The sequence below is a fragment of the Clostridia bacterium genome, assembly GCA_019683875.1.
GTDB lineage: Bacteria > Bacillota > Sulfobacillia > RBS10-35 > Bu92 > Bu92.
On record JADGHN010000047.1, the window covers coordinates 2,501 to 13,234 of the forward strand.

Genomic DNA, 10,734 nt, shown 5'->3' on the forward strand with positions numbered 1-10,734 from the left:
GCGCTCGAGCCCGGCGCGACGCGGGCGTCTGCGCCGCGCCGCGCGAGCGCCGCCTCGACGCGCCGCCGCAGCGCCTCCGAGGGTTCCGGCACCGAGGGGCGGGCGGCGCGCAGCTCAGTCATGACGCGAAGCAGCGCCGCCTCGCGGGGCGATCGCGGCGCGTAACGCGGACGGCGCTCCGCCAGCAGATCTTCCGCGACCGCCTCGACCCAGTCCCGCTCCTCCCGCGACGAGTCCATTCTTCCGCGTCGATCGGTCATGTCGGGTCGCTCTCTTCCTCGATGCCGGCTGCTGCCCGCAACGCACGGTGCTGGAGGACCTTGACGTACGTTTCGCTGATCCCCATGCGCGCCGCCGTTTCCTGTACCGAGAGCCCTTCGAGGAAACGCAGCTCCAGGACGGTTCGCTGCTTCTCCGGCAACCGGAGCAGCAGCCTCTCCACGCGGCGCTTCGCCGCCCGTTCCATCGACGCGTCGTCGTCGAAGGCCATGGGCACGACATTGTCCAACTCGTGCGAGGACAGCGGCGGCTGGCGGTACACGGTTCGCCAGTATTCGTTCACCGCGCTGCGCGCGGCCCGCCAGAGCCAGGAGCGGACCTCGGCCGCCGGAGCGTCCGCGCGCAGCCAGCGCACGGCCCGAACGAACACGTCGGCGCAGATGTCTTCGGCGTCGGCCGCGTTGCCCACCTGCCGGTACACGAAGCGGTACAGGGGACGGAGCATCCGCCGGTAGACGTCCTCAAGCGCCGAAGCTCGCTCCTGCGGCGCATCCGTCACGCCGTACCGCTCCTTTGCCACCTATTGAACCGTGATGACGCCCTGCATGCCCAGGTCGCGATGGTGACCGACCGGGCACCAGATTTCGTACTTTCCGGGTTTCAGGTCGACGGTCAGGGTGTCCGTGTCGCCCGGGCCAAGGGACTTGGTCTTCACGTCGATTCCGTCGCCCTTGATTTCGAACGCGTGCGTCGCCCCGCCTTCGTTCTTGATCGCGAAGGTCACGCGTCCCGCGGGAACCGTGACGGTCCCGTCGTGATCCACCTCCGTTCCGCCGATCTCGATCTTGAATTCGTACAGATCGACGTCCACCGTCTGCGGCCCTGCGGTCTCCGAGGCGGTGGCGCCCGCCGGCTCTGACGTGGAACCGCCTTGCGACGGCGAGGTCCCTGTCGCTTCCGAGGAATTCGAGGATGTCGCGCCTCCCTCCGACGTACCCGCCGGCGCACCGCCGGAACCGCCGGACGTGCCGCCCGACCCGTAGCCTCCGTATTCCGGGCCATACCCCATGCCGCCCGACGACGAGCCGGCCGTTCCCGAACCGCCCGCATTGCCCGCCGTTTGCGGGGCCGCGGGCGATCCGCAGCCGACGGCCGCGATCAGCGCCAGGCCGACAAGGCCGGCCAGCCATGCCTTCCCGTTCAACCCCATCGCCTCCTCGACCGCGCGTCGTCGCGCGGCTTCGCCGAGGAATACGGAGCACGGTTACACGTGCCGGGTCGAACGCGGCGGGGGCGTCGATGCGGCCGCAACTTGCCACAAAAAAACCCGGGCCGCAGTCCGGGTCAAATCTGGTACCGGTACGGGGAGTCGAACCCCGGTTTCCGCCGTGAGAGGGCGGCGTCCTAGGCCACTAGACGATACCGGCGCATCACAAAGGTCGGATATGCATTTGGCTGGGGAGCCTGGATTCGAACCAGGATTCCACGGTCCAGAGCCGTGTGTCCTACCGTTGGACGACTCCCCATCGAATGCGCGCGATCGTTTCAGCGCGCGGCAACGTGTATTCTAGCAGACAACTCGAAGGTCGGCAACGGTTTACGCGCTCGCGACCTGCGCTCGCACGTACTCTTCCGCGCGCGCGAGACGCCGGGCCGCCTCCTCGCGCGGCACGAGCTCCAGCAGGTGGAACAGGCTCGGGCCGACGGTGCGGCCCGTCACGGCCAGCCGCGTGGGGTGGATGAGCGCGGCCGGCTTGATGCCAAGGCGTTCAGCTTCCGAGCGGTACGCCGCCTCGATGGCGTCCGCCGTCCACGCGCCGACCGTCTCCGCGATGCGCCGGCAGGCCGCCAGGCGGTCGGCGGCGTCCGGACCGGTGAAATGCTTGCGCACGCCCGCTTCGTCATACGCCTCGGGCGCACGGTACAGGAACGCGATGGCGTCCGGGATCTCCGCCAGCGTCCGCACGCGCTCGATCACCAGCGCCACGGCCGCTTCCAGCTTCGCGTCGACGTCGCCATCGTTAGGAACGAGTCCCGCCTTCCTGAGCCAGGGCAGCGCACGGCGCGCGACTTCGGCCGGAGACAGCCGGCGCAGGTGCTGGGCGTTGATCCATTCCATCTTTTGCACGTCGTAGATGGCCGCCGTCCGGCTGACGCGCTCGAGCGAAAATTCCCGGATCAGCTCGTCCATCGTGAAGATTTCACGGTCGTCGCCGGGAGACCAGCCGAGAAGCGCCACGTAATTCACGATCGCCTCGGGCAGGTAGCCCTTGTCGCGGAACTCCTCGACCGACACGGCGCCGTGGCGCTTGCTGAGCTTGGACCGGTCCGGTGCCAGCACCATGGGCACGTGGGCGTAGACGGGCAGCGGCTCCCCGAGCGCCCGGTAGACGTGAATCTGCTTCGGCGTGTTGGACAGGTGCTCTTCCGCACGGATCACGTGCGTGATGCGCATGTCGATGTCGTCGACGACGGACGCGAAGTTGTACGTCGCCATGCCGTCGCTGCGAAGGATGATGAAGTCGTCGAGCGTGGCGTTGTCGAACGTGACCTCGCCGTAGACCTCGTCGCGCACGACGGTGACGCCCTCTTCGGGGACGCGGAGGCGGACGGCGGGCCGGCGGCCCTCCGCTTCGAACGCGCGGACCTCGGCCTCGCTGAGGTTACGGCAGCGGCCGTCGTAACGCGGCGCGCGGCCGGCCTTCACCGCGGCCTCTCGCCGTTCCGCCAGTTCCTCCGGCGTGCAATAGCAGCGATAGGCCTTGCCTTCCGCGATCAGCCGCTCCGCGATCTCCCGATGGCGCGCGGTGCGCTGGGCCTGGAAGTACGGGCCGTAGGGGCCGCCCTTCTTCGGGCCTTCATCGTATTCGATGCCGAGCCAGAGCAGCGTTTCCGCCATCCGGTCGGCAAGCTCTTCCTTCGAGCGGCTGAGGTCGGTGTCTTCGATGCGCAACACCAGCGTGCCGCCCGTGGACCTCGCGAACAGGAAGTTGAAGAGCACCGTGCGGGCGCTGCCGATGTGCAAGTAGCCGGTGGGACTTGGAGCGAATCGGACACGCGGCGCCATGACGTCACCCCGATGCAGTATACAACAGGAAGCCAGGACGCCAGGCAGGACGAGGACAGGTCAGCGCAACAGGGCCTGCAGCCCGTAGAGGAGAAGGATGCCCGGCGCGCCGAGCGCGCCGACGGCCAGCGCCGTCCACGGGTTCACCCCGACGTGCCAGCCGAAGAGGCTCGCAGGATATTGCAGGAGCCACAGCGCCACGGCGCCGGCGGCGCTGCGGACGATCCAGAGCCCGAGCCAGCGCAGCGGCCCCGACAGCAGGACGGCCAGCCCCGCGGCCAACGCCACGCCCGCCACAGCCACGGCGGTCCAGAACGCCACCGCGCTCATCGCTGCCGCGCCTCCCGCGGACAGCCTATGCGCCGGCCGGCCCGTTTAGACGGGGCGGCCGAGTCCGGCGTGCCGGGCTGCCCCGCCCTCCGCCTCGCGGTGCGGCGCGAAGGGCGACGCGACGCGCTCTTCCCGGGCCTTGCGCAGGAGATACACGTAGCGCCGCTCGGCGGCCGTCATCCAGTGGATGGCCTGGTCGATGAGCTCCGGCTCCCCGACGTTCTGGAAATACAGCTGTGCGGCCTGCCACTCCCGGCGCGCCTGGTCGACTTCGTCGACGACAGTGGAGATCGGATCCGTCGCCGCGGCCGGCTTCGCGCGCGCGCGCGCACCGATCCGCCCGGCGACCTGCGCGGCCCAGGCCCGCACGCGATGCGCCGCGCCTTCGCCCCACGCGAGGGCGGACCGGGCGGCCTCGGCGGCCATGGTCCGGGCTCGGTGCACAAGCGGCGCCGCGCCAGTGACAACCTTCATCCGTCATCCCTCCCGAGCCCTTGCCGCAAGCCCTCTCGGGCCGAACGGCAACTCGTGGCTCGGTTGGGAGTATGGCCCGGACCCGCCGCCGTTAAACGCGGAACCGTGGGCCGCCGCCGGGTGGGATGCCTTGGGCGGCGCCGATGATGGACTCAGATTTCGCGGCGGCCCTCGAGGGCGCGCGCGATGGTCAACTCGTCCGCGTAGTCGAGGTCGCCGCCTTCCGGCAGGCCGCGGGCGATGCGCGTGACCCGAATGCCCATGGGGCGGACCAGTTTGGCGAGGTAGAGCGCGGTGGCCTCGCCCTCGACGTCCGGATCGGTCGCGATGATCAGCTCCTGCACCGCGCCGCCCTCGACCCGGCGGAGCAGCTCGCGGATGGTCAGATCCTCCGGGCCGATCCCTTCGAGCGGAGAGATCGCCCCGTGCAGCACGTGGTACCGGCCGCGGTACTGGCGCACCTTTTCGAGCGCGACGACATCCTTCGGGCTTTCCACGACGCACAGCAGCGACGGGTCGCGGCGAGGATCGCTGCAGATCTGGCAGATCTCCTGGTCTGTCAGGTCGGCGCAGACGGCGCAACGGCGCACCTGCTCCCGCGCCACGACAAGCGCCTGCGCCAGGCGGCGCACTTCGTCCACGGGCCGGTGCAGGAGGTGCAGGGCGAGGCGTTGAGCCGACTTGGGTCCGATGCCGGGCAGGCGGTTCAGTTCTTCGATGAGCGTGGCGATGGGCCCGACGAAGGGCACGGGCGTCCTCCTTCAATCCACGGCGGGGCTAGAACGGCAGGCCGGGCGGCAGCGGAAGCCCGCCCGTGACCCGGGCGAGTTCCTGCGCGGCCCGCTCTTGGGACTTCTTGAGGGCGTCGTTGACCGCGGCCAGGACGAGATCCTGCAGCATTTCCACATCGTTCGGGTCGACGGCCGAGGGGTCGATCTCGATGCGCGTCATTTCCTGCTTGCCGGTGCAGAAGGCCTTGACGACGCCTCCGCCGGCGGAGCCTTCGACTTCCAACTCGGCCAGCCGGTCCTGCGCCTTCGTCATCTCTTCCTGCATCTTCTGAAACTGTTTCATGATCTTGTTCATGTCGGCGAAGTTCATTTAATCATTCATCTCCCGCACTTCCACGATTTCGCCGCCGAAGCGATCGAGCACGGCACGCACGAGGGGATCGTCCTCAGGGCCTCCGGACGAAGGCCCCCCGGCCGCGCCGCTCGCCGCGGCGCCCGCGGAGGCGGGATCAGGCGGCGCGGCGGCCTCTTCCGTGACGCAGCGGACGCGCAGCTCGACGCCCAGGACGCTGCGCAGCGCGCGCTCAACCACCACGCGGTGCTCGTCGCGCGCGATCTGATCTTTGTGGAAAGTATAGCCGTGTGCGAAATGGAGGATCAATTCGCCGCCGTTCAGGGCGCCCGGCTTCGCCACGGCCAGCAGCGCGTGCGTCCCGACCTTCAGCTTGCGCACGGCTTTCATGACGTCGTCCCAACGGGCGACGACCGAATCCAGGGACACGTCCTGGACCGGCGCCGGGGCGGCCGCCTCCGGCCGGGGCGTGTGCGCGGCGCGTGAGGACGCGGGCGAGCGATGCGACGCGCCCTGAGGCTTCGGCTCCGTCCCGGGCTGGGGCGCGGGCGCAGGCGGCGGCGCAGGCGACGGCGCAGGCGGCGGCGCGGCCTGCGGCTTGGGTTCCGGCTCCGACCGGGGCGCGGGCGTCGATGCGCGGGACGCCGCCCCCGGCGACGGCCGCGGCGCCGTCGCGGCCGGCGGGTCCTCGTCCCACGCCAGCCGGACGAGGCCCACCTCCACCGTCACGCGCGGCGAGGCCCCGCGCCGCAACTCGCCTTCCAGGTCCAGAAGGCCTTCCAGGACTTCGACGCTCCGGCGCGCGTCGGCCCCCATCCGCCCGCGCGCGCGCGCCTGCCAGACGTCGATCAAGTCGCGGACGACCTGCGCGAGGTCCCGCCCCTCCTCGTAGAGGCGGCTGGCCACGTCCCACACCGCCGCCGCGTCACGGCGCTCGATGGCGTCGGCCAGGCGTTCGAGCTCCTCCCGGCTGGCCGTGCCCAGCACGGCGGCGACGTCATCGTCCGTGAGCCGGCCGTCCGCGTAGACCAGGCATTGATCGAGAAGGCTGAGCGCGTCGCGCAGGCCGCCGTCCGCGCGCGACGCGATGGCCTCCAGGGCCTCCGGTTCCGCCTCCGCGCCGAGCGCGGCGACGATCTTCTCAAGCTGGCCGCGGATCTGTTCGGTCGTGAAGCGGCGGAAGTCGAAGCGCTGGCAGCGCGACGCGATGGTGGCCGGGACCTTGCGCGGCTCCGTGGTGGCGAGGACGAAGACGACGAACGCGGGCGGCTCCTCCAGCGTCTTGAGCAGCGCGTTGAAGGCCGGCTCCGTGAGCATGTGGACTTCGTCCACGATGTACACCTTGTACCGGCCTCCGGAGGGGGCGTAGCCGAGGCGCTCACGCAGGTCGCGGATCTCGTCGATGCCGCGGTTGCTGGCGGCGTCGATCTCCATCACGTCCAGCGCCCCGTCCTGGCCGAAGCGCTGGCAGTTGTCGCACGCGCCGCACGGCTCGCCGTCCTGCGGCCGCTCGCAGAGAAGCGCCTGGGCGAGGATGCGGGCGACGGACGTCTTGCCGGTGCCGCGTGGCCCGCAGAACAAGTACGCGTGGGCCACGCGGCCCTGCGCGACGGCGTGGCGCAGGGAACGCGTGACGTGCTCCTGGCCGACGACGTCCGCGAAGCGGCGCGGCCGCCACTGGCGATACAGCGCCTGATACCCGCCCATGGCTTCCCCTCCTTCCGTCCGTCTACGCGCCCACCGCCTGATCCCCTGCGGCGCAAGAAGAAAAAACGCAGCGGGATCCGCTGCGTGAAGGACTGGCCGTGCACCCGGCTCCGACCTACGGCGTCCAGACGGTTTGACGGCCGCCGACTCGGACCCGGCCACCCCGTGGCGCCCAGAAGTGCCCGCTTACCGTTGCTTCCTTCCGGACCTGGCGGGGTTCACGGGATTCTGCCGCACGGGACCCGATCGTCAACGTCACGTGCCGCCGCCTGCTCTGCGCGCCGCGGCCTCGGCCGGGGATTCAACCCCGCTATAGCGGATTGCGGGCGAAGGGCACCGCTACCTCCCCGTCTAGCACGGCCAAACGAAATCTGGCGGAAGGGGGGGGATTCGAACCCCCGGTACGGTTGCCCGTACACGACATTTCCAGTGTCGCCAGTTAAACCGCTCCTGCACCCTTCCGCGAAACGCAAAGCTCCAATGCTGCGCCGAAAGAATCCAAATGCCCGCAGGCGCGGGCGAAATCTGGCGGAGGGGGTGGGATTCGAACCCACGGTGCCCTTGCAGGCACACGACTTTTCGAGAGTCGCACCTTAAACCACTCGGACACCCCTCCGAACGGCACTCATCATCTTAACAAGCGCGGGCGCGCGCGATCAACCGCAAGAATCAGCCATGCGCGCCCGTGTGCGTCGCGCGCCGCTCGCGAAAAAACGCGCGCAACAGCGCGGCCGCTTCTTCGGCCAGGACGCCGCTCGTCACCTCAAGCCGGTGATTCAGGCGCGCGTCTTGCGCGATGTTGTAAAGGCTGCCGACGGCCCCGGCCTTGGGATCCGACGCGCCGAACACGAGGCGGCGCACCCGCGCGAGCACGAGCGCCCCCGCGCACATGGCGCACGGCTCCAGCGTGACGTAGATCGTGCAGCCCTCGAGGCGCCAGTGGCCGAGCGCGCGCGCCGCCTGGCGCAGCGCGACGACCTCCGCGTGCGCGGTCGGGTCGCCGTCCGCCTCCCGCCGGTTGTAGCCTTCGCCCAGCACGGCGCCCTCCGGCGAGACGATGACCGCGCCCACCGGCACGTCGCCGACGTCCGCCGCGCGCCGGGCCAGTTCCAGGGCTCGACGCATCCAGCGCTCGTCGTCGCCGATTCCCTGCCCGTCGCGCCCGGTCCCGCGCACATCGACGCCGTCCATGGCGACCTCCGCTTGAAAGAAAAGGCGGCCGCAGCCGCCAAATCTCTGGTGCGCCCGGAGGGACTCGAACCCCCGACGCGGAGCTTAGGACGCTCCCGCTCTGTCCGCCTGAGCTACGGGCGCAGCCGCGCTTTGATTATACCCCGTATCGAGCCGTCGCCGGTTCAACGAGTGACGGGCGACGGCGACTGCAGCTCGCCGGCGGCGCGCCGTCCGCGCCGCTCCGTGGCGAAGAACTGCCACGCCACAAAGACCAGCAGCGCCGCCTGCGGGACGATCGTTTCGAGGCTCGGGTACACGCCGAGCCAGTCGATCTCCGGCAGCCAGCCGGGCGCATGCGAGGGGATCACGCCGGCGACCTGCAACGCGTGCAGGCTCTGCCCGGTGAACTTGACGGCGAGGTAGTAGATGAGCACCGTGGCGACGAGGAAGAACGGCCGCACCGGTGTCTTCAGGCCGAGCTTCAGGATCGCGAAGCCGATCGCGAAGAGAACCGCGAGTCCGGCCGCGATTCCGCCGTACAGCGCGCCCGCGCCGATCGACGGCGCCATGCCGGCGAGGAAGATGACCGTCTCCGCGCCTTCGCGCAGCACGGCGATGAAGGCCATGGCCGCCAGCCAGGCCATGCTTCCCCGCGCGACCGCGCCGCTGACCTGCTCGCGGATGTACTTTTGCCAAGCGGCCAACGTGGAGCGGCGGTGCAGCCAGGCGCCGACCGTCAGCATCATGACGACCGCCACGACGCCGGCCACGCCCTCCACGAACTCTGCGCCGTGACCGGCCACCGCGACCGAGAGGAGCGAGGACAGCCCCAGCGCCAGCGCCACGCTGGCGAGAACCCCGGCGAACGCGCCGCCGTAGATCCAGTTCCTCTGCGCGGCGACCGGGCCGCGGTTCACGAAGGCGAGCAGCGCGGCGACGATGAGGATGGCTTCAAGCCCTTCGCGCAACAGAATGATCGCGGCGTCCCACCAGGTATACGTGGTCTCGCCTTGCGCGAGCGGCTCCAGCGCCGCTTCCATCCGCTCCAGGGCCGCTTCGGCCGCCCGCGCGTCACCGGCGCGCAGCGCGGCGAAGGCGGCTGTCATCTGTGATTCGATGGCATCGTACGCGGCCGGGGACTTGCTCTTGATGCCGCCTTCGATGTACGGCCAGGCGGCCGCGAACCTGTCGAGCTCCTGCTCCGCGCCGTTCACGTCGCCGGCGGCCGCGTCCGCGAGCGCGCCTTCAAGCACTCGGTAAGCGCCGGCGGCGTCCAGGCGCGCGCCGGTTTTGGCCGGCGTGCCCGTGGCGTCCAGGTACGCCTCGACCGCCCGCTCCAACCTTTCCAGCGCACTTTCGGCGGCTTCCGCGTCGACCGGCTCGCTGGCGAAGGCGGCGTCGACGTCGCGCATGGCGTCTTCGATGGCCGCGTACGCGGACGGGTCGGCGGCGCGAACTTCGTCCTCCAACGACGGCCACGCGGCCTTGAACTTCTCGTACTCGTCCTTGGCTTCGTCCACGCGGTCCTGCTCGATCGCGCCGACGGCCTCGGCGATCTCGTGCTCCGCCGACGCCAGTGCGCCGTTCGACTGCGCGCGCGCCGCCGGCCCGTTCAGCCCCCAGGCACAAACGAGGACAGTGAGGAGCAGGACGGCGATCAGGCTGCGACGGACCGGAAGTCGGGGCAAGATGTACACTCCTCAACGGGCGCGGCGCGCTCCGGTGGTATACTGGAAGACGACTGTCGGCGCGACTCGGCGCCGTTCAAGTTCGTTCCTCCTAAAGAGCGAGGTTAGTATAGGCTAACCCGAAGAACGGCGTCAATACGCGGAAATCAAAAATTCGATCGCTGCACTCGGATTTTTTCCGGTCCGGTTGCGAGGGGAGGCTCCCGTGCCGGCGCACCGCTTCGACGACTACCTCACGGCCATCTACATCCTGGAGGACGAGGGCGAGACGGTCATCGCTGCACGGCTCGCCGAGTTTCTCGGCGTGTCGGCGCCCACCGTCTCCCAGATGCTCCGCCGCCTGCAGCGCGACGGATACGTCCGCGTGGACGCGAACCGCGTCATCCGGCTCACTTCCAAAGGAGAGCGGCTGGCGGCCTCCATGGTTCGCAAGCACCGCCTTTTGGAGCGCTGGCTCACGGAGTTCCTCCACCTCGACTGGGCCACGGCGGACGAGGAAGCCCACCGCTTGCAGAGCGCCCTCTCGGAGATCGTGGAGGAGCGGCTCGACGAGCAGCTCGGCCACCCGACCACGTGCCCCCACGGCAATCCGATCCCGGGCAACGGCCCCCGCGTGCGGCCGCTGTTCCATCCCCTCACCGAGGTGCGGCCCGGCGCCACGGTCGTCGTCGACCGCATCAGCGAGCTGGCGGAGGAGGTCTCTCCGCTTCTCAACTATCTCGGCGAACGCGGCATCGTGCCGGGGGCGAGGTTCGTCGTGAAGGAGTTCAACCCGCACGCCGGCGGCATGGTGCTCGAAAGGGACGGACAAGTCGTGACGCTCGCGCCGGACACGGCGGCCATGGTGCATGTGCGCGAAGTCTCTTGACGGAGTGCAGATCGAGGGCGCGCGCCGCGTCGCAGTCCGCAACGAGCGGACGGGCGCCTGGCTGGCGACTTCAGCGGAGGTCGCGGCTTCCGCTTGGTCGCGCCTGCGCGGCCTCCTGGGCCGCG

Annotated in this window: 12 protein-coding genes, 5 tRNA genes and 1 other RNA gene (1 of these 18 running past the window's edge); 1 reads left to right on the forward strand and 17 read right to left on the reverse strand. The window is 70.1% G+C overall.

Annotated elements, in window-relative coordinates:
* From IRZ18_05250 to IRZ18_05330, 17 genes are all read right to left on the reverse strand, one after another.
* Window positions 1–260, reverse strand: the 5' portion of a protein-coding gene (locus IRZ18_05250) for a Rieske 2Fe-2S domain-containing protein (GenBank protein MBX5476516.1). It extends 442 nt beyond the left edge of the window; only the first 260 of its 702 coding nucleotides appear in the window; the start codon lies at window positions 258–260; its stop codon lies beyond the left edge, outside the window.
* The gene (locus IRZ18_05255) at window positions 257–778 is read right to left on the reverse strand and encodes an RNA polymerase sigma factor (GenBank protein MBX5476517.1); all 522 of its coding nucleotides are present in this window, start codon (window positions 776–778) and stop codon (window positions 257–259) included. The genes IRZ18_05250 and IRZ18_05255 overlap by 4 nt, the downstream gene beginning before the upstream one ends.
* Before the next feature lie 21 nt (window positions 779–799).
* On the reverse strand, window positions 800–1,423 hold the full coding sequence (locus IRZ18_05260) for a cupredoxin domain-containing protein (protein MBX5476518.1): 624 nt from the start codon (window positions 1,421–1,423) through the stop codon (window positions 800–802).
* A 147-nt stretch (window positions 1,424–1,570) separates the two neighbouring features.
* Window positions 1,571–1,646 (reverse strand) — tRNA-Glu (locus tag IRZ18_05265).
* A gap of 25 nt (window positions 1,647–1,671) precedes the next feature.
* Window positions 1,672–1,745 (reverse strand) — tRNA-Gln (locus tag IRZ18_05270).
* A 71-nt stretch (window positions 1,746–1,816) separates the two neighbouring features.
* A complete protein-coding gene (locus tag IRZ18_05275; protein ID MBX5476519.1) occupies window positions 1,817–3,286 on the reverse strand; it encodes a glutamate--tRNA ligase in 1,470 nt (489 codons plus the stop codon).
* Window positions 3,287–3,346: 60 nt separating this feature from the next.
* Window positions 3,347–3,616: a pro-sigmaK processing inhibitor BofA family protein gene (locus IRZ18_05280; GenBank protein ID MBX5476520.1), complete on the reverse strand. Its 270-nt coding sequence runs from the start codon at window positions 3,614–3,616 to the stop codon at window positions 3,347–3,349.
* 45 nt (window positions 3,617–3,661) lie between these two features.
* The gene (locus IRZ18_05285) at window positions 3,662–4,042 is read right to left on the reverse strand and encodes a YaaL family protein (GenBank protein ID MBX5476521.1); all 381 of its coding nucleotides are present in this window, start codon (window positions 4,040–4,042) and stop codon (window positions 3,662–3,664) included.
* A gap of 200 nt (window positions 4,043–4,242) precedes the next feature.
* Window positions 4,243–4,839 (reverse strand): recombination protein RecR, encoded by a 597-nt coding sequence (recR, locus tag IRZ18_05290; protein MBX5476522.1) that lies wholly within the window; start codon window positions 4,837–4,839, stop codon window positions 4,243–4,245.
* Between the two features lie 28 nt (window positions 4,840–4,867).
* Complete coding sequence (locus IRZ18_05295) at window positions 4,868–5,191, reverse strand: YbaB/EbfC family nucleoid-associated protein (GenBank protein ID MBX5476523.1); 324 nt, start codon at window positions 5,189–5,191, stop codon at window positions 4,868–4,870.
* The gene (dnaX, locus tag IRZ18_05300; protein ID MBX5476524.1) at window positions 5,192–6,880 is read right to left on the reverse strand and encodes a DNA polymerase III subunit gamma/tau; all 1,689 of its coding nucleotides are present in this window, start codon (window positions 6,878–6,880) and stop codon (window positions 5,192–5,194) included. It lies immediately after the preceding gene.
* Between the two features lie 96 nt (window positions 6,881–6,976).
* Window positions 6,977–7,240, reverse strand: an RNA gene (ffs, locus tag IRZ18_05305) — signal recognition particle sRNA large type.
* 12 nt (window positions 7,241–7,252) lie between these two features.
* Window positions 7,253–7,342 (reverse strand) — tRNA-Ser (locus tag IRZ18_05310).
* Between the two features lie 64 nt (window positions 7,343–7,406).
* Window positions 7,407–7,496: transfer RNA gene (locus IRZ18_05315), tRNA-Ser, on the reverse strand.
* A gap of 53 nt (window positions 7,497–7,549) precedes the next feature.
* On the reverse strand, window positions 7,550–8,005 hold the full coding sequence (gene tadA / locus IRZ18_05320) for a tRNA adenosine(34) deaminase TadA (GenBank protein MBX5476525.1): 456 nt from the start codon (window positions 8,003–8,005) through the stop codon (window positions 7,550–7,552).
* A gap of 112 nt (window positions 8,006–8,117) precedes the next feature.
* Window positions 8,118–8,194 (reverse strand) — tRNA-Arg (locus IRZ18_05325).
* Window positions 8,195–8,235: 41 nt separating this feature from the next.
* Window positions 8,236–9,741: an FTR1 family protein gene (locus IRZ18_05330; GenBank protein MBX5476526.1), complete on the reverse strand. Its 1,506-nt coding sequence runs from the start codon at window positions 9,739–9,741 to the stop codon at window positions 8,236–8,238.
* 205 nt (window positions 9,742–9,946) lie between these two features.
* Between IRZ18_05330 and IRZ18_05335 the strand changes: the two genes are divergently transcribed.
* Window positions 9,947–10,609, forward strand: coding sequence for a metal-dependent transcriptional regulator (locus IRZ18_05335; GenBank protein MBX5476527.1), 663 nt, complete (start codon window positions 9,947–9,949; stop codon window positions 10,607–10,609).
* Window positions 10,610–10,734: the final 125 nt, after the last annotated feature.

Bases quoted from the DNA above. Each gene is read 5' to 3' on its own strand.
- IRZ18_05275 (MBX5476519.1), bottom strand. From the start codon at position 3,286: ATGGCGCCGCGTGTCCGATTCGCTCCAAGTCCCACCGGCTACTTGCAC.
- IRZ18_05280 (MBX5476520.1), bottom strand. From the start codon at position 3,616: ATGAGCGCGGTGGCGTTCTGGACCGCCGTGGCTGTGGCGGGCGTGGCG.
- IRZ18_05285 (MBX5476521.1), bottom strand. From the start codon at position 4,042: ATGGCCGCCGAGGCCGCCCGGTCCGCCCTCGCGTGGGGCGAAGGCGCG.
- IRZ18_05295 (MBX5476523.1), bottom strand. From the start codon at position 5,191: ATGAACTTCGCCGACATGAACAAGATCATGAAACAGTTTCAGAAGATG.
- dnaX (MBX5476524.1), bottom strand. From the start codon at position 6,880: ATGGGCGGGTATCAGGCGCTGTATCGCCAGTGGCGGCCGCGCCGCTTC.
- tadA (MBX5476525.1), bottom strand. From the start codon at position 8,005: ATGCGTCGAGCCCTGGAACTGGCCCGGCGCGCGGCGGACGTCGGCGAC.